16 protein-coding genes are annotated in these 16618 nt (G+C 69.8%); 14 read left to right on the forward strand and 2 right to left on the reverse strand.

The features are described from left to right. Window positions 1-1077 (reverse strand): isocitrate/isopropylmalate family dehydrogenase, encoded by a 1077-nt coding sequence (locus VFL28_00285; GenBank protein ID HET7263079.1) that lies wholly within the window; start codon window positions 1075-1077, stop codon window positions 1-3. A 95-nt stretch (window positions 1078-1172) separates the two neighbouring features. Here VFL28_00285 and VFL28_00290 point away from each other — a divergent pair, with 95 nt between their 5' ends. The 4 genes from VFL28_00290 to VFL28_00305 are packed head-to-tail and all read left to right on the forward strand — an operon-like array spanning window position 1173 to window position 5275. Continuing rightward, window positions 1173-2561, forward strand: a complete 1389-nt coding sequence (locus VFL28_00290) for a mercuric reductase (GenBank protein ID HET7263080.1) — start codon at window positions 1173-1175, stop codon at window positions 2559-2561. A 17-nt stretch (window positions 2562-2578) separates the two neighbouring features. After that, window positions 2579-3445 carry a polysaccharide deacetylase gene (locus VFL28_00295; protein HET7263081.1) on the forward strand — a complete coding sequence of 289 codons (867 nt, stop codon included), beginning with the start codon at window positions 2579-2581 and terminating at the stop codon, window positions 3443-3445. Continuing rightward, on the forward strand, window positions 3442-4542 hold the full coding sequence (locus VFL28_00300) for a mandelate racemase/muconate lactonizing enzyme family protein (protein ID HET7263082.1): 1101 nt from the start codon (window positions 3442-3444) through the stop codon (window positions 4540-4542). Before VFL28_00295 ends, VFL28_00300 begins: the two co-directional genes overlap by 4 nt. Next, window positions 4535-5275 (forward strand): SDR family NAD(P)-dependent oxidoreductase, encoded by a 741-nt coding sequence (locus VFL28_00305; protein HET7263083.1) that lies wholly within the window; start codon window positions 4535-4537, stop codon window positions 5273-5275. The genes VFL28_00300 and VFL28_00305 overlap by 8 nt, the downstream gene beginning before the upstream one ends. A gap of 70 nt (window positions 5276-5345) precedes the next feature. Here VFL28_00305 and VFL28_00310 read toward each other — a convergent pair whose 3' ends face one another. After that, window positions 5346-5861 (reverse strand): hypothetical protein, encoded by a 516-nt coding sequence (locus VFL28_00310; GenBank protein ID HET7263084.1) that lies wholly within the window; start codon window positions 5859-5861, stop codon window positions 5346-5348. Between the two features lie 208 nt (window positions 5862-6069). Here VFL28_00310 and VFL28_00315 point away from each other — a divergent pair, with 208 nt between their 5' ends. The 10 genes from VFL28_00315 to VFL28_00360 form a co-directional block, all read left to right on the forward strand. Further along, window positions 6070-7323 (forward strand): ABC transporter substrate-binding protein, encoded by a 1254-nt coding sequence (locus VFL28_00315; GenBank protein ID HET7263085.1) that lies wholly within the window; start codon window positions 6070-6072, stop codon window positions 7321-7323. Window positions 7324-7417: 94 nt separating this feature from the next. Beyond that, complete coding sequence (locus VFL28_00320) at window positions 7418-8281, forward strand: branched-chain amino acid ABC transporter permease (GenBank protein HET7263086.1); 864 nt, start codon at window positions 7418-7420, stop codon at window positions 8279-8281. After that, window positions 8281-9291, forward strand: coding sequence for a branched-chain amino acid ABC transporter permease (locus tag VFL28_00325; protein HET7263087.1), 1011 nt, complete (start codon window positions 8281-8283; stop codon window positions 9289-9291). Before VFL28_00320 ends, VFL28_00325 begins: the two co-directional genes overlap by 1 nt. Then, entirely contained in the window at window positions 9281-10018 is a 738-nt protein-coding gene (locus VFL28_00330) for an ABC transporter ATP-binding protein (protein ID HET7263088.1), read from the forward strand. Before VFL28_00325 ends, VFL28_00330 begins: the two co-directional genes overlap by 11 nt. Window positions 10019-10031: 13 nt before the next feature. Continuing rightward, window positions 10032-10754, forward strand: coding sequence for an ABC transporter ATP-binding protein (locus VFL28_00335; protein ID HET7263089.1), 723 nt, complete (start codon window positions 10032-10034; stop codon window positions 10752-10754). Between the two features lie 37 nt (window positions 10755-10791). Further along, window positions 10792-11454, forward strand: coding sequence for a DUF3105 domain-containing protein (locus VFL28_00340; GenBank protein ID HET7263090.1), 663 nt, complete (start codon window positions 10792-10794; stop codon window positions 11452-11454). Between the two features lie 35 nt (window positions 11455-11489). Further along, window positions 11490-12911, forward strand: coding sequence for an aldehyde dehydrogenase family protein (locus VFL28_00345; protein HET7263091.1), 1422 nt, complete (start codon window positions 11490-11492; stop codon window positions 12909-12911). A 31-nt stretch (window positions 12912-12942) separates the two neighbouring features. After that, entirely contained in the window at window positions 12943-13911 is a 969-nt protein-coding gene (locus tag VFL28_00350) for a quinone oxidoreductase (GenBank protein ID HET7263092.1), read from the forward strand. 139 nt (window positions 13912-14050) lie between these two features. Beyond that, complete coding sequence (locus VFL28_00355) at window positions 14051-15748, forward strand: peptide ABC transporter substrate-binding protein (protein ID HET7263093.1); 1698 nt, start codon at window positions 14051-14053, stop codon at window positions 15746-15748. Between the two features lie 13 nt (window positions 15749-15761). Next, a partial coding sequence (locus VFL28_00360; protein ID HET7263094.1) for an ABC transporter permease occupies window positions 15762-16618 on the forward strand: 857 nt, incomplete at its 3' end.

A 16618-nucleotide genomic window follows, 5' to 3' on the forward strand; every position in this document is an offset into this window, starting at 1 on the left:
TCAGGCCAGCGCTTCCAGCACGGCGCGGCCCGCGGCGCGCGTCGAGGCGACGGTGCCGCCCGGCCGCAGGCCCAGCGAGCCGCCGGCCGCCGTCCGGTCGACGGCGGACCGGATCCGCGCCGCCGCGACGGGCAGGCCGAGCCACTCGAGCATCATCGCGCCGGCGAGGATCATCGACGCCGGGTTCGCGCGGTCCGTGCCGGCGATGTCCGGCGCCGAGCCGTGGACGGGTTCGAACAACCCGTGGCGCGCGCCCAAGTTGGCGGCGGGACAGAAGCCGAGGCCGCCGATCGTCGCGGCCGCGACATCGCTCACGATGTCGCCGATGAGGTTTTCCGCGAGCAGCACATCGAAGCGCCGCGACCGGTCGACGATCGCCGCCGCGGCGGCGTCCGCGTACACCGCGTCGAACTCGACGTCCGGATACAGCTCCGCGATCTCGCCCGCGACGCGGCGAAAGAAGGCGAACGACCGCAGCACGTTGGCCTTGTCGCAGCAGGTGACGCGCGCCCCGCCGCCGGCCGGGGATGCCGTCCGCGCCGCGGCGCGCCGGCGCGCGAGCTCGAAGGCGAGGCGCGCCACGCGCTCCGTGCCTTCGCGGCTGATCCGGATGCGGTCCTCGGCCGCCTCGGCGGTGACCTCGCCGCCGCCGCGGGTGGCGTACGCCCCCTCCGTGTTCTCGCGGACGATTACGTAGTCGGTGCCCTCCGGCGCGATCGCGGGAACGCCCGGGACGCGGCGTACGGGCCGGACGTTCGCGAACAGCGTGAAGGCTTTGCGGAGCGGCCCGGCGACGGTGCCGGCCTCCGTGCCGTCGGCGTGCCGTACGCCCGGCAGGCCGGCGGGGCCCTTCAGCATCGCGCGCGCCGCGCGGCAGGCTTCGAGGACGTCGGGCGGGACGCTGCCGCCCGTGCGCGCAAACGCCCGCGTGCCGGCGTCGAGCCGCCGCCACTCGAGCCGCGCGCCGGCGTCCTCGGCCGCCGCCTCGAGCACGGGGAGCGCCGCCGCCGTGATCTCGGGGCCGATGCCGTCGCCTTCCATGAGGGCGATCGCGTAGACGGTGGATGCGGGATCCACGGCCGGGAAGTTCAACGGCAGGACGGACGGTTCCCGGGAAAAAGAACCCGTGCACCGGCCCGCTTCGGCCGGTGAGCCCGTACGAGGAGGACAGCATGACGCCACCCCCGGTACGCTACGATGCCATCGTGATCGGGTCGGGCCAGGCCGGCACGCCGCTCGCGCGCGCCCTCGCCGGGGCCGGCCGCCGCACGGCGTTGATCGAGAGCACCCACGTCGGCGGAACGTGCGTCAACGAGGGCTGCACGCCCACCAAGACGATGGTGGCGAGCGCGCGCGTCGCATATCTCGCACGCCGCGGCGCGGACTACGGGGTGCGCACCGGTGATGTGTCCGTGGACATGGTCAAGGTGCGCGAGCGCAAGCGCGCGATCGTGGACAAGTTCCGCGGCGGCAGCGAGAGGAGCCTGGCCAAGCTCGAGCGCCTGGAGCTCGTCCGGGGCGAAGCGCGCTTCACCGGTCCACACGACCTCGACGTGGCGGACGGCTCCGGCGGCAGCCGGTCCGTGTCGAGCGACCTGGTCTTCTTGAACGTCGGCGCGCGGCCGTCGAAGCCGCCGCTGCCCGGCTTGGACGCCGTGCCGCACCTCGACTCGACTTCCATCATGGAGCTGGAGGCGGCGCCCGAACACCTGCTGGTCCTCGGCGGCGGGTACATCGGCATCGAGTTCGGCCAGATGTTCCGGCGGTTTGGCAGCCGCGTGTCGATCGTGCAGCGCGGCATGCATCTGCTCGCGCGGGAAGACGCGGACGTCGCGGAGGCGGTGGAAGGCATTCTGCGCGAAGACGGGATCGAGGTGCTGCTGAACACGGAGGCGCGCGGCGTCGAGCGCGGCGCGGACGGCGCGATTCGCCTCCGGGTGCGCGAGAGCGGGATCGAGCGGACGTTGAGCGGCTCGCACCTGCTGGTCGCGGCAGGACGCGCCCCGAACACCGACCGCCTGAACCTCAAGGCCGCCGGCATCGCGCACGATCACCGCGGGTTCATCCGCGTCAACGACCGGCTGGAAACGAACGTACCGGGCGTCTACTGCCTCGGCGACGCCAAGGACGGGCCGGCGTTCACGCATATTTCGTACGACGACTTCCGGGTCGTGCAGACCAACGTCCTCGGCGGCGGCGGCGCGAGCATCGCAAACCGCATCGTGCCGTACTGCGTGTTCATGGACCCGGAGCTCGGCCGCGTCGGGCTCACCGAAGCCGAGGCGCGCCGGCAGGGACACCCGGTGCGGGTGTTCACGACGCCGATGAGGGGCGCGGCGCGCGCGCTCGAGATGGGCGAAACGCGCGGTCTGATGAAGGCCGTGGTCGACGAGCGGTCGCAGCAGATCCTGGGCTGCGCGATCCTCGGCGTGACGGGCGGTGAGGTGATGACGGTCGTCCAAGCGGCCATCATGGGCCGCCTGCCGTACACGGCGCTGCGGGATGCCGCGATCGCGCATCCCACCATGGCGGAATCGCTCAACAATCTCTTCGACCAATAGCAAAAGGGGGGCGCGGCGTGGCGAAGCATCTGGTCTGCCTGACGTTTGATTTCGACGCGATCTCGATCTGGGTCCGGCGCGGTCAGACGACGCCGACGGCGCTGTCGCGCGGCGAGTTTGGCGTCGTCGGCGCCGAGCGCATCCTCGATCTGCTGCGCGCCCGCCGCATTCCGGCGACCTGGTTCATCCCCGGCCACACGCTCGACACCTATCCGGACACCTGCCGGCGCATCCACGCGGAGGGCCACGAGATCGCGCATCATGGCTATCTCCACGAGCCGCCGGCCACGCTCGCCCGCGACGATGAGGACCGCGTGCTCGTCCGCGGCCTCGAGGCGATTCGGCGCATCACCGGCGGCGCGCCGAAAGGCTACCGCTCGCCGTCGTGGGATCTCAGCCCGCACACCATCCCGCTCCTGCTCGCCCACGGCTTCGCCTACGACTCGAGCATGATGGCGCACGACCACCTGCCGTACCGCGCGCGTCAGGGCGACGAGGTCGGGCCGGACGGGGCCGTGCGCTGGGGCGGGGTGACGCCGCTCATCGAGATGCCGGTGTCGTGGTCCCTTGACGACTATCCCGTGTTCGAGCGGTTTTCCGGCCCGAACGGCATTTCGCCCGGGTTGATGCCGGCGGCCGGGGTGCTCGACAACTGGGTCGACGACTTCCGCTACATGGCGCGCGAGGCGGAGTGGGGTGTGCTGACCTACACCTTTCACCCGCAGGTCAGCGGCCGGGGCCACCGGATGCTGACGATCGAACGGCTGATCGACGCCACGCGCGATCTCGGCGCGACGTTCGCACGCATGGACGAAGCCGCGGCCGAATTCGCTGCGCGCGACCGCGGCACCGGCGCCGCTGGGGCCCGGGGGCCGGCGCGATGAGGGTTACGGGCGGCGAGGCGGCGTGCTACCGCATCCGCCTGCGGGAGCCCTGGCAGAGCTCGAGCCACGTCATCAGCGTGTTTGAGCTCGTTACCGCGCGCCTGCGGACGGACACGGGGCGCGAGGGGGTGGGATGGGCGTTTACCGTCGGCGCCGGCGGGACGGCCATCACGTCGTTCCTCAATGACGACCTTCTGCCGAAGGCCGGGGGACTGGACCCGGCGCTTGTCGAGCGCGCGTGGAGCACGCTGCACGGCACCGTGCGCGACGCCGCGCCCGGCGGCCTCGCGCTTCTGGGGCTGTCGGCGGTGGATATCGCGCTCTGGGACCTCAAAGCGCAGGCGGCCGGCGAGCCGCTGTACCGCCTGCTGGGCGGCGCGCGCGACCGGGCCGAGGCGTACGGCAGCGGCATCAACCTCAACCTGCCGGTCCCGGCGCTGCTCGCGCAGTTTCGCCGCTGGCGGGCGCGCGGCTTCCGCGCGTTCAAGATGAAGGTCGGCTCCGACGACGCGCGCGTCGACGTCGAGCGCGTACGCGCCGTTCGCGAGGAGATCGGGCCGGACGCGGTGCTGATGCTGGACGCGAACCAGAAGTGGACGGCGGGAGAGGCGGCCGGGCGGATCCGCGCGTTCGAGCCGTACGACCCGTACTGGATCGAGGAGCCCCTGCCGGCGGAGGACGTGGCCGGCCACGCCTGGCTGCGCGCGCGGGTGCGGTGCCCGATCGCGCTCGGCGAGAACCTTTTCTCCGCGGCGGCGTTCAACGAGTTTCTGCGGCACGGCGCCGTCGACGTCGTCCAGCCGGACGTCGTGCGGGTCGGCGGCATCACGCCGTTCCTCAAGATCGCGCACCTCGCCGAGGGCTACGGCATCCCGACCGCGCCGCACCTGGTGCTGGAGCTGTCGGGACAGCTCTGCTGCGCGATCCGCCACGCGTCGATGATCGAGGACCTCGACGGCGGCAACCTGCTTGACCTCGAAGCGCTCGAGGACCCGATTCACACCCAGGACGGGTACTTTACGCCGCCGGCCCGGCCGGGTCACGGGGTGCGGTTCAACTGGGACGCGCTCGCGCGCTGGAGGGCCGGCCGTGGGTGACCTTTCCGGGAAGACCGTTCTGGTGACGGGGGCGGCGCGCGGCATCGGCCGCGCGGCGGCGGTGCGGTGCGCCGCGGAAGGCGCCGCGGTCGTCGCGGCCGACCTCGCGCCGCCGGAGGAGACCGCCGCCGCGGTGAAGGCCGCCGGCGGGCGGGTGCTGGCGCTAGCGGTCGATGTCGCGGATCACGAGGCGGTCCGTGCGATGGCCGTCGCCGCGATGCGGGAGTCGTCACGGGTCGACGTCCTCGTCTCGAACGCCGGCATCGGGTTTCCGGACCCGGTGCTCGAGATCACCGAGGAACGTTGGGACAAGGTGCTCGACGTGAACCTGAAAGGCGCGCTCTGGTGCGCGCAGGCGCTGCTGCCGCCGATGCTGGCGCGGCGGGCCGGGGCGCTCGTCTTCGTGTCATCGATCGCGGGCCGGCGCCTGAGCTTGATCAACGGCGTCCACTACACGTGTTCGAAGTACGGCCTGATCGGGATGACGCGCCACCTCGCCTCGGAGCTCGCGGGAACCGGCGTCCGCGTCAACTGCGTCTGTCCGGGTCCGACGGAGACCGATCTCCTTGATCGCTACACGGATGAAGCGAAGCGTCGCGAGATGGTCGCGCGCACGCCGCTGCGGCGGATCGCGCGGCCGGAGGACATCGCGGAGATCATCGCGTTCGCCGCCTCGGACCGCGCCCGTCACGTCCACGGCGCGATCCTGGACGTGAACGGCGGCCTCTACTGAAGGGGCGCGTGAACGACGCCGTTCTGGAAACCCGCCGGGTCGGGCGACCGGCGGACTCGCGCGATCCCGGTTAGTCCCCGCGCGCCGTGAAGATCGAGCTGTAGTGCCCCGGCGGGAAGACGTACATCAGCGAGACCCGCTGGTCCAGCGCACCGCCGTTGTCGACTACGAACGCGATCCCGAGCTTGTCGTAGACGTACGTGCTGTCGTCTTGGTGCTCGTCGATCGAGTCTTCCTTGCCGTAGGCGCCGCGGAAGGCGCCGATGTCGGACCCGATCGCGATGCCGCGGTCGGTCTTGTACGAGTCGTCGAGCGAGACGACCAAGGCGACGACCTTCTTGGTGTCCTTGTCGGCGATGATGCCGATGCGTTTGAGCGGCCAGTAGTAGCCCGTCATCGTGCCGGACGGCAGGTCGTCCGACGAGTGCAGCGGGCCGAGGGTCGATACCAGCGGATCCAGCACCTGACCCAGCTGATAGTCGCCGATCGCTTTCCCTGGGATGACGGACGAGCCCTGTGCCGCGGCGGCCGTGGCCATCGCGACAACGGCGGCCAGCGCGAGCGCATAGCTCGTGAGACGACGCATTGAAGCTACCCCCTCGTGTAGTTGGCGTGCCATGAGTCGTGCCGCGTATTTACCCCGGACCAGACCGTAAACTTCAAACCCTCATACACCCGATTCGATGACGCATCGCGGGCGGGGAGGACTGCCTCTCTGACTCCTCGAACCGCGTTTGCCATTCACAATTACCGCGCGGCGTGAGGGCGCCCGCCGGCCCAAGGAGGCGATTTGAATGCGTACGTGGCTCGCGGTGGCAGCGGCGGTCGGTGTTGCGGCCCTGGCGGTGGCCGGTCCGATGCCCGGCGCCGGCGCGCCGGGGCCGGTGAAGATCGGCGTGCTGATGCCCCTCAGCGGGAATTCCGGGGCCGCCGGCCAGGCCTCCAAGGCGGCGATCGAGGTCGGCGCGGACATCGTGAACTCGCCCCATCCCGGCCTCTCGGGCCTGCCGCTCGGGGCCGGACAGGGCCTTCCCAAACTGGGCGGCGCCAAGATCCAGCTGATTTCCTCCGACCACCAGGGGAACCCGTCGCTCGGCCAGAGCGAGGCGCTCCGGCTGATCACGCAGGAACACGTTGCGGCGATCGTCGGAGCCTACCAGTCGTCGGTGACCTTCGCCGCGACGACGGTGGCGGAGCGCAACGGCGTGCCGTGGATGGTGGGGGATTCGTCGTCGCCCAACATCACGGGCCGCGGGTTCAAGTGGGTCTTCCGGACCACGCCGATCGCCGGTGACTTCGCGACCGCGTACTCCGGCTTCCTGAAAGACCTCGGCGCAATGGGTCATCCGGTCAAGACCGTCGCCATCGTGAACGAAAATACGGAGTACGGCACGTCGGTCAGCGGCGTGATCAAGCAACGGCTGCAGCTCGACCGCTATCAGGTCGTGGCGCAGATCCCGTACAACGCCAACGGCACCGACGTGTCCGCGCAAGTCCTGCAGCTGAAGGAGAAGAACCCGGACGCCGTCATCTTTGTGAGCTACACGTCCGATTCGATCCTGTTCATGAAGACGTTCAAGACCCTCGACTACAAGCCGAAGCTCGTGATCGGCGACGACTCCGGGTTCTCGGACCCGGCATTCGTCGCCGCGGTCGGCAACCTCGCGCAGGGCGCGGTCAACCGGAGCGCCTGGAGCGTCGGCAAACCGGGCAGCGTGACGTCCCGCATCAACGAGCTCTACAAGGCCAAGACCGGACGCGACCTCGACGACACGAGCGGGCGCAACATGGAGGGGTTTCTCGTGCTGGCCGACGCGATCAATCGCGCCGGCTCGACGAACCCGGAGGCCATCCGCGCCGCGCTCGCGGCGACGGACCTCAAGCCCAGCCAGCTGATGATGGGCTACAAGGGCGTGCGGTTCGATAAGACCGGCCAGAACGTGCTGGCGTACACCTACCTGATCCAGCTGTCCGGCACCGACTGGGTGACCGTCTGGCCGAGATCGTCGGCCGAGGGCGCCCTCGTGTGGCCGTTCAAGGGCTGGTAGCCGGCCCGCCGGTTTCTGCTGCACGGCCGGTGCCGGCGGGGGCCGGGGCAGCGCTCCGGCCCCCGCCGCGCGGTCTCTTCCTGATCCGCGCGCGATGATCGTCGCGATCCAGGTCCTCGTGGGCGGCCTGCTCCTCGGAGCCGTCTACGCGCTGTTCTCCTCGGGCCTCACGCTCATTTGGGGCATGATGAACGTCATCAACTTCGCCCACGGCGACTTCGTGATGGCGGGGATGTATTTGGCCTTTCTCGGGGCCGTGTGGCTGCATGCCGGTCCGTTTCTCTTCAGCGCCATTTCCGCGCTGCTGCTGTTTCTGTTTGGAACGGCCGTCTACTATGCGCTCATCCGGCGCGTGATGCGCGGGCCGATCTTCGCGCAGCTTCTGTCCACCTTCGGGCTTGCGCTCCTGCTGCGCTACAGCGCGTTTTGGATCTTCAGCGCGAACTTCCGCACGCTGCCCGCGACCGCGCTGTCCGGGACGGTGCGGCTCGGGCCGATCTTCGTGGGAGTCGCGCAGCTGGTCGCCGGCGTGGTTGCGCTCCTGCTGACGGCCGGGATGCACCGGCTGTTGACCCGGACGACGCTCGGCAGCCAGATCCTCGCGGTGGCCGAGGACCGTCAGGCCGCGATGCTGATGGGCATCCGGCCGGACCGGATGCAGGCGCTCGCGTGGGGCCTCGCGGCCGGCGCCTGCGGCGTCGCGGGGGCCCTGATCGCCACCTTCTACTACATCTCGCCGACGGTCGGCGAGTCGCTCGCGATCATCGCCTTCGTGGTCGTCGCGTTCGGCGGCTTCGGCAGCGTGCCGGGTGCCATGGTTGCCGGGATCGTGATCGGTCTGATCGAGGCCACCTCCGCCTTCTACATCGGCCCCGTCTACAAAGACGTCGCCGTCTACGCGCTGTTCGTTGCGATCCTGTGGGTGCGGCCGCAGGGCCTCATGGGAGAGCGCTTCTGATGATCGCCGCGGGCGCCGAGCGGCCGCGCGCCCGGCCGTGGGGCTGGAGCGTACTCGCGGCGGCGGCGCTGTTTGCGCCGGTCGTCGTGCCGGGAGCGTTCTATCACCGCGTGCTCGCGCTCATCGTGCTCGCGGCGATCTCCGCATCGTCGTGGAACATCCTCGGCGGCTACGCCGGACAGATCTCGTTCGGGCACGCGATGTTCTTCGGAGCCGGCGCCTACATGCCGGCCTTCGTCTACACATACTGGCACGCGGCGCCGGCCCTCGGCCTGCCGCTCGGTGTGGCCGTCAGCCTCGCGATCGCCGTCCTCATCGGCGTGCCGTCCTTCCGGCTCCAGGGCCACTACTTCTCGATGGCGACGATCGCCGTGGCCGAGCTGATCCGCATCCTGGTGAGCAACTGGCCCGTGCTGGGGGGGGCCGTCGGGCTGCAGGGCCCGGCGACCGCGCGGACGGTGTGGGACCTCACCTTCCGCGGCTCGATCACCTACTACTACATTTTCCTCGCGGTGCTCGCCGTGCTGCTGGCGGTCACCGCCTGGATGGAGCGCAGCCGCATGGGCTATTACCTGCGCGCGATCCGCGCCGGCGAGCGCGCGTCGCGCAGCCTCGGGGTCCCGGCGCGACGGTACAAGCTCTACGCGCTGATGCTGAGCGCCGCGTTCACCGCGATCGCGGGGTCGCTCTACGTCGTGATGATCGGCTTCGTGGACCCGGACAGCGGGCTCGGCATCCTGATCTCGGTCGAGATGGTGATCGTGACGGCGCTCGGCGGCGCGGGCACTCTGTTCGGGCCGCTCCTCGGCGCCGCGATTCTGATTCCGCTCGAGCAGACCGCGAACGTGCTGTTCGGCGGCGGCGGGACGGGGTTCACCTATATCTTCTACGGCGGAGTCATCATTCTATTGAGCCTGTTTGAACCGGGCGGCCTGCTCGCGGTCTGGCGGGACCGCCTGGCGCCCGCGCTGCGGCGGGGGACGGAGGGACCGGCGCGCCATGCTGCTTGAGGCCCGCGGGGTTTCCAAGGCGTTCGACGGCTTCTTCGCCGTCCGCGGCGTCGACTTCGAGGTGGCGCCCGGCGAGATCGTCGGGATCATCGGTCCGAACGGCGCAGGCAAGTCGACGCTGTTCAACTGTCTCGCCGGCGAGGCGGGCGCGACCGCAGGGCATGTGCGGTTCGACGGCGCCGACGTCACGGCCGCGACGCCCGAGGCCCACGCCCGCTTGGGGATGGCGCGGACGTTCCAAATCCCGGCGACTTTCACGGACCTCACGATCCTCGAGAACGTGATGGTCGGGGCGTTCCTGCGTCACCCCCGCGCCGCGGACGCGCGCGAGGCGGCGATGCGCACGATCGAATTCGCGGAGCTCGCCGGCGTCGCGCGCCTCCGTGCGGCCACGCTCGGGACGCCGGGGCGCAAACGCCTCGAGATCGCTCGGGCGCTCGCGACGGAGCCGCGCCTCCTCCTGCTCGACGAGGCCCTGGCGGGGCTGACGCCGGCCGAGATCCGGCGCGCGATCGACTTCGTGCGCGAGATCCACCGGCGCGGGGTGACGCTCGTGATCGTCGAGCACGTGATGGAAGTCATCCTGGCGCTCGCGCAGCGGGTCGTCGTGCTGAACCACGGCGAGGTCATCGCGAGCGGCGTGCCGGAGGAGGTCGTCAACCGGCGCGAGGTCGTCGAGGCCTACCTCGGCCGTAGCCTCGGCGGCCGACGGGAGGGCGCGCCGTGACGGCGGGGGCGGCATGCTGATCGTCGGGCACCTCGAGGTGCGCTACGGCGATCTCGTCGGCGTCTCGGACGTCTCGTTCCGGGTGCCGGAAGGCTCGGTCGTCGCACTGTTGGGCTCGAACGGCGCGGGGAAGACGACGACGTTGAACGCGGTGACGGGTCTCGTAGCGCCGAGCCGCGGAACGATCACCTGGAACGGCGATCGCATCGACCGGCTCGGCGCCACGGCGATCGTCCGCCGGGGTCTCGCGCTGTCCCCGGAGGGCTGGCGCCTGTTCACCAAGCAGACGGTCGAGCAAAACCTGAGGCTGGGCGCGGTGCCGCTCGCGCGGACCCGGGTCCCGGCGCTCCTCGACCGTGTCTACGCGCTGTTCCCGCGGCTTCGCGAGCGCGCCCGGCAGCGCGCCGGCACCCTGAGCGGCGGCGAACGGCAGATGTTGGCGCTCGGCCGCGCGCTGATGAGCGACCCGAAGCTGCTGCTGCTCGACGAGCCGAGCCTGGGCCTGGCGCCCACGGTCGTCGAAGCGCTGTACGACACCCTGCGGCGGCTGCACGGCGAAGGCCTGACGCTGCTGCTCGCCGAGCAGTCCGTGCCGCTCGCGCTCGACATCGCCGACTACGCCTATGTGCTGCAGACGGGCCGCACCGTCCTCGAGGGCCGGGCCGCCGATCTGCGCCGCGACCCGCAGGTCGAGCGCATCTATCTCGGCGTGGACGGCAGGGCGGGGGCGTCGTAAGCCGCCGCCCCCCCGTGCAGACCGACGGCATAGTAATATGGAAGAGCACCGCAACGTCCCCATCTTCAAGGGAGTGACGACACTGTCGAGAGGTCCAGCGCACGTCTCCCGCGCCGAGCGGCGCGCCGCCGCGCGGTCCGGCGACGCCGAGAGTCCGGCGCCCTCCCGGTCGGGACGCTCCGCCGCCCGGTGGATCCTTGTGCTCGTCCTGGTCGTGGGCTCGGGCGGGGTCTGGTGGGCGCTCACAGCCCGACACGCGCAGGCGCCGGCCGGCCCGATGCTCGGCCAGCAGTTGCCCGACGAGGGCTTCGAGCACGTCGCGGTCGGGTCCGTCCTCAAGTACAAAGCCAACCCGCCCGCATCCGGTCCCCACTACCCGTATCCGGCGCCGGCCGGGGTGTATCCGAACGGCCTGCAGACCGGATTCTGGGTCCACAGCCTCGAGCACGGCTACATCGTCCTGCTGTACAAGCCGCCGGTTTCCGGCGGGCAGCTCGCCGAGTTCGACAAGATGGTCAAGGAGTTTCCGAAGAGCAAGTACGGCAACGTGAAGTTCTTGATCGCGCCGTACCCCGACATGCCGCATGCGTACGCCGTGCTGTCGTGGGACTGGCGCCTCCAGCTGGACTCGTTCGACCGGGCGACCGTCCTCCAGTTTTACAAGGAACACGTGGATCACGGCCGGGAAGACATCCCGTAGCGCGCAGTGAACGACGCGTCTCAGGAGGGACTGCCATGAAGATGTACGTCGGCACGGAATGGATCGACAAGCGGCAGACCATCCCCGTCATCAATCCGTTTGACGGCTCGACGGTCGACACCGTCCCGAAAGGGGACGCCGACGACGTCGAGCGCGCCCTGCAGACGGCGGCGCGCGGGGCCAAGGCGATGCGGGCGCTCAGCGGCTATCAGCGCGCGCAGATCCTCAAGAAGGCCGCGGAGCTGATGACGGCGCGCACCGACGACTTCGCCAGGACGATCACGCTCGAGGAGGGCAAGATCCTCGCGGAGTCCCGGATCGAAGTCGCGCGCGCGACGGAGATCATGGTGCTCTCCGCGGAGGAGGCCAAGCGGCTCGGCAGCGAGGTCGTGCCCCTCGACGGCGCGCCGGGGGTGACCAATGCCACCCAGATGGGGTTCACGCTGCGCGTGCCCTGCGGGGTCGTAGTGGGGATCAGCCCGTTCAACTTCCCGCTGCACCTCGTCGCGCACAAGGTCGGCCCGGCGCTCGCCGCCGGCAACGCCGTCATCCTGAAGCCGGCGACCGATACCCCGCTCTCCGCGCTCAAGCTGACCCAGCTGCTGCTCGACGCGGGCGTGCCGGCCGAGGGGATTCAGTGCCTGACCGGCAGCGGCGGAGACATCGGCGACAAGCTGGTCGCCGACCCGCGGGTGCGCAAGATCACCTTCACCGGGAGCCGCGACGTCGGCGAGCGGATCTGCAAGACCGCGGGCCTCAAGAAGGTCACGATGGAGCTCGGAAGCAACGCCCCGGCGATCATCATGCCGGACGCCGACCTCGAGAAGGTCGCCGCGGCGATCGCCGCGACCGGCTACGCGAACGCCGGCCAGGTCTGCATCAGCACGCAACGTGTCATCCCGCTGAAGTCGATCTACGGCGATTTCATCGGCGCCCTCAAGGCGAAAGTCTCTGCGATCAGCACCGGCAACCCGCTCCAGGAAGGCGTGAAGATGGGCCCGATGGTCCGCGAGTCGGACGCCAAGCGCGTGGATACGTGGGTGAAGGAAGCCGTGGCCGCGGGCGCGCGGCTGGTGACCGGCGGCGAGCGGCAGGGCGCGGTGTACGCGCCGACGATCCTCGCCGACGTAACGCCGGAGATGAAGATCTCCCGCAGCGAGGTCTTCGGCCCCATGGTCGGCGTCACGCCCGCCGAGACGATCGACGACGCGATCGCGATGGCGAACGACAGCAACTACGGGCTCTCCGCCGGCGTGTTCACGCAGAACGTGAACTGGGCGATGAAGTTCGCCCGCGAGGTCGAATCCGGCAACATCCACATCAACTGGGGGCCGCAGTGGCGGGTCGATCTGATGCCGTACGGCGGGCTCAAGGAAAGCGGCTTTGGGAAGGAAGGCCCCAAGTACGCGGTGCAGGAGATGACCGAGTTGAAGATGGTGGTCTTCCACCTGTCGTAGGCGGCGACGCAGCGACCGAGGAGCGACGAGGATGAATGCCGTCCGCGTGTACCGGCACGGAGGACCGGAGGTCCTCAAGCTCGAGGAGCTGCCGACGCCGGCTCCCGGCCCCGCGGAGGCCCTCATCCGGATCGAGGGCATCGGCGTCAACTTTGTCGACATCTACCAGCGCGAAGGCGTCTACAAGATGTCGCTGCCGTTCACGGCCGGCAGCGAGGCCGCGGGCGTCGTGGAGTCCGTCGGCGGCGAGGCCGCGGACGTGAAGCCCGGCGACCGCGTCGCCTACACCGGCGTGCTCGGGGCCTACGCCACGCACGCGGTCGTGCCGGCCGCGCGTCTCGTGAAGCTGCCGGCGGGCGTCGACACCAGGACCGCCGCCGCGGTTATGCTGCAGGGCATCACCGCGCACTACCTCACGCACTCGACGTACCCGCTCGGGCCGGGCGACACGGCGCTGCTCCATGCCGCCGCGGGCGGCGTGGGGTTGCTGCTCACCCAGATGGCCAAGATGCGGGGCGCCAAGATCATCGGCACCGTCTCGACCCAGGAAAAGGCGGCGCTCGCCCGCGGAGCCGGGGCGGACGAGGTCATCCTGTACTCCCAGCAGGACTTCGAGGCCGAGACCAGGCGCACGACGGGGGGACGCGGCGTCCAGGTCGTGTACGACTCGGTCGGCAAGACGACGTTCGACAAGAGCCTGAACTGCCTCGCGCCGCGCGGGTACCTGGTGTTGTTCGGACAGTCGAGCGGCGTTGTTCCGCCGCTCGATATCCAAGTGCTCAACGCGAAGGGTTCGCTCTTCCTCACTCGCCCGACGATGCGCGACTACATTCTGACCCGCGAGGAGCTGATGAAGCGGGCCGGCGACGTACTCGGCTGGGTCGCGGGAGGCCGCCTGAAGGTTCGGATCGATCGGACGTACCCGCTGGCGCAGGCGGGCGACGCGCACAAAGCGCTCGCGAGCCGCGCCACCGCCGGCAAGGTGTTGCTGATCCCGTAGCGCCGCGGGGGATCCGCCGTTGCCTTCGCGGCCGCCCGGCGACGGGCGGCCGCGCCGCTTTCGTTCGAGCGCAACGCCGCCGCAGGAAATGCCCGCGCCACACCGAACGCGAACCCACTTTTCTGGGGGTGACGTTCGCATGAGACGCGCTCGCATCTCGGTGTTGGCGTGGCCCGTCATCGCGGCGGCCGTCGTGTTGGTCGCGCAGCCGGCGGTTTCCCAGCAGCCGCGGCGCGGCGGAACCGTGACCATGGCGCTCTACCAGGAGCCGGAGCTCCTCAATCCGCTGATGGCCTCGCAGACCGCGTCCGCCGAGGTCACGGTGTTTGTCGTACAGGGACTGCTCCGTGTCGGACCGGATGGCGCCTACCAGCCGCAACTGGCAACCGAAGTGCCGACCCGCCAAAACGGCGGCGTCTCCGCGGACGGCAAGACGATCACGTACCACCTCCAGCCCGGAGCCCAGTGGTCCGACGGTCAAGCGCTGACGTGCGACGACGTGAAGTTCACGTGGCAGGCGCTCACCACGCCGAAGAGCGGTGCCATCTACACGAGCGGCTACGATCAGATCCAGAGCGTGGACTGCCCGACCCCCCAGACGGCGGTGGTCCGTTACAAACAATTTTACGCGCCATACCTCTCGCGCTTCGGCGACATCCTGCCCCGACACGCGACGGGGGACCCGACGAACATGACGAAGTGGGCGTACAACCGGAAGCCGATCGGCACCGGCCCGTTCGTGGTCACCGAGTGGGCATCCGGCGACCACGTCACGCTGGTCCGCAACCCTCACTATCGTGGAAAGGATCAGCCGTATCTCGACCGTGTGATCGTTCGCATCGTGCCGAGCCGCGAGGTCGGCAAGCAGCTGATTCGCACCGGTGACGTTGACATCGTCTGGGATCTCGTCGAATCCGACGTGCCTGAGTTGAAGGGCGCGGGGGGCGTCAAGATCAGCTCCGTGCCCAGCCCGGACGCGGAGCGTCTGGTGCTCAACTTCGCCGACCCGTCGATCGACGGACCCGACGCGGCCGCGGTCGCGCAGCATCCGCACCCCATCCTCGGCGATCCGCGCGTGCGCGACGCGATCGAGCTCGCCATCAACAAGCGTGAGATCACGAGCAAGCTGCTGTACGGGTTGGCGGCCGTCGGCACCAACGAGCTGCACATCGGCTGGGCGAGGTGCGATACCGCGATCAGCACCTACAATCCGCCGCGGGCGCGGGCGCTGCTCCAGGAAGCCGGCTGGGCGCCGGGGCCGGACGGGATCCGCGTGGCCAAAGGCGCGCGGTATGCGAAAGACAGCACCCGCCTGCGTCTGAAGCTTCAGACGACGACCGGCAATAAGCTGCGCGAAGAAGCCGAGCAGCTGATCATTCAGTACATGCGGGCGATCGGTCTCGAGTTCTACATCGAGAACGTTCCGTCGCCTGTGCTGTTCGGCTCCTGGGGGAGCGGGGCGTTTCGCAAGCACGGACACTTCGACGTCGTCATGTACACGACGAATCCCGACGTCGATCCGCAGTCCCAGGTCGAAGGGTACTTCGCGTCGTGGAAGATGCCGACCGCCCAGAACGCCGGCGACGGCTTCAATTACGCGCGCTACGCGAGCCCTCGGGTCGACGCCGACATCAAGAAGGCCGCGGCGTCTCCGGATCTGGACGTCCGCCGCGGCGCGTACTGCGACGCGATGCATCAGATCGTGGCGGACCGGCCGCACATCTACCTGTACAGTCGAAGCGCGATCCACGCATACCGCGACCGGCTGGAGGGATGGCTCGCCAATGGGTGGGCCCGTCTCGGCTGGAACTCGCAAACCTGGTGGGTGGCGCACTAAGGCCGACGCGGCCATGATCCGCTTCCTGGCCCGGCGCCTGCTGCAGGCGGTGCCGCTGCTCCTGCTCGTCAGCGCGGCGGTGTTCTTCCTGATCAACATCGTGCCGGGCGGCCCCACGGCGGCGTATGAGAACAACCCGCGGCTGACGTCCGAGGACATCACCCGGATCGAACAGGAGCTCGGTCTTAACCAACCGATCTACGTGCGGTACTTGAGGTGGCTCGGGGCGGTCGCCCGCGGCGACTGGGGGTATTCGCTGGTCACGAAGCGGCCGGTGCTGGTCGAGATCGGGGAGCGGTTTCCGAACACCGTCTACCTGATCGGCATCCAGTACCTCGTGACGCTGGCGGTCGCCGTGCCGGCCGGAACGCTGTCCGCGGTGCGGCGGTATTCGGTTTTTGACCACGCGACGACGACGATCGCGTTCATGGGCCAGTCGATCCCGATCTTCTGGTTCGGGTTGATCCTGATCATCGTCTTTCACGTCACGCTGCGGAATCCGTTGACCGGCCTGCCGCTGCTGCCCGCAGGCGGCATGTACACGATCGGCGGGCCGTTCTCGATCGGCGACCGCATCGGCCATCTCATCCTGCCGGTCGCAATGCTGACGCTCGCCAACTGCGCGGCGATCGTGCGGTACGTCCGCGGCAGCATGATCGAGGTGCTGCACGCCGACTACATCCGCACGGCGCGCTCGAAGGGCGCGAGCGGCCGGCGCGTGATCTGGCGGCACGCGCTGAAGAACGCCGCGCTCCCCGTGGTAACGATCATCGCGCTCGATCTGCCGGTGCTGTTCGGCGGGGCGCTGTTCACCGAGACGATCTTCAGCTGGCCGGGCATGGGCCGGCTTTTCTACGATTCCGCGCTGCG

Source organism: bacterium, from assembly GCA_035691305.1.
Taxonomy (GTDB): domain Bacteria; phylum Sysuimicrobiota; class Sysuimicrobiia; order Sysuimicrobiales; family Segetimicrobiaceae; genus DASSJF01.

Excerpts from the sequence above, each read along its gene's own strand:
- VFL28_00290 (HET7263080.1), top strand. The coding sequence starts at position 1,173 with ATGACGCCACCCCCGGTACGCTACGATGCCATCGTGATCGGGTCGGGC.
- VFL28_00300 (HET7263082.1), top strand. The coding sequence starts at position 3,442 with ATGAGGGTTACGGGCGGCGAGGCGGCGTGCTACCGCATCCGCCTGCGG.
- VFL28_00310 (HET7263084.1), bottom strand. The coding sequence starts at position 5,861 with ATGCGTCGTCTCACGAGCTATGCGCTCGCGCTGGCCGCCGTTGTCGCG.
- VFL28_00315 (HET7263085.1), top strand. The coding sequence starts at position 6,070 with ATGCGTACGTGGCTCGCGGTGGCAGCGGCGGTCGGTGTTGCGGCCCTG.
- VFL28_00320 (HET7263086.1), top strand. The coding sequence starts at position 7,418 with ATGATCGTCGCGATCCAGGTCCTCGTGGGCGGCCTGCTCCTCGGAGCC.
- VFL28_00325 (HET7263087.1), top strand. The coding sequence starts at position 8,281 with ATGATCGCCGCGGGCGCCGAGCGGCCGCGCGCCCGGCCGTGGGGCTGG.
- VFL28_00330 (HET7263088.1), top strand. The coding sequence starts at position 9,281 with ATGCTGCTTGAGGCCCGCGGGGTTTCCAAGGCGTTCGACGGCTTCTTC.
- VFL28_00335 (HET7263089.1), top strand. The coding sequence starts at position 10,032 with ATGCTGATCGTCGGGCACCTCGAGGTGCGCTACGGCGATCTCGTCGGC.
- VFL28_00340 (HET7263090.1), top strand. The coding sequence starts at position 10,792 with ATGGAAGAGCACCGCAACGTCCCCATCTTCAAGGGAGTGACGACACTG.
- VFL28_00345 (HET7263091.1), top strand. The coding sequence starts at position 11,490 with ATGAAGATGTACGTCGGCACGGAATGGATCGACAAGCGGCAGACCATC.
- VFL28_00350 (HET7263092.1), top strand. The coding sequence starts at position 12,943 with ATGAATGCCGTCCGCGTGTACCGGCACGGAGGACCGGAGGTCCTCAAG.
- VFL28_00355 (HET7263093.1), top strand. The coding sequence starts at position 14,051 with ATGAGACGCGCTCGCATCTCGGTGTTGGCGTGGCCCGTCATCGCGGCG.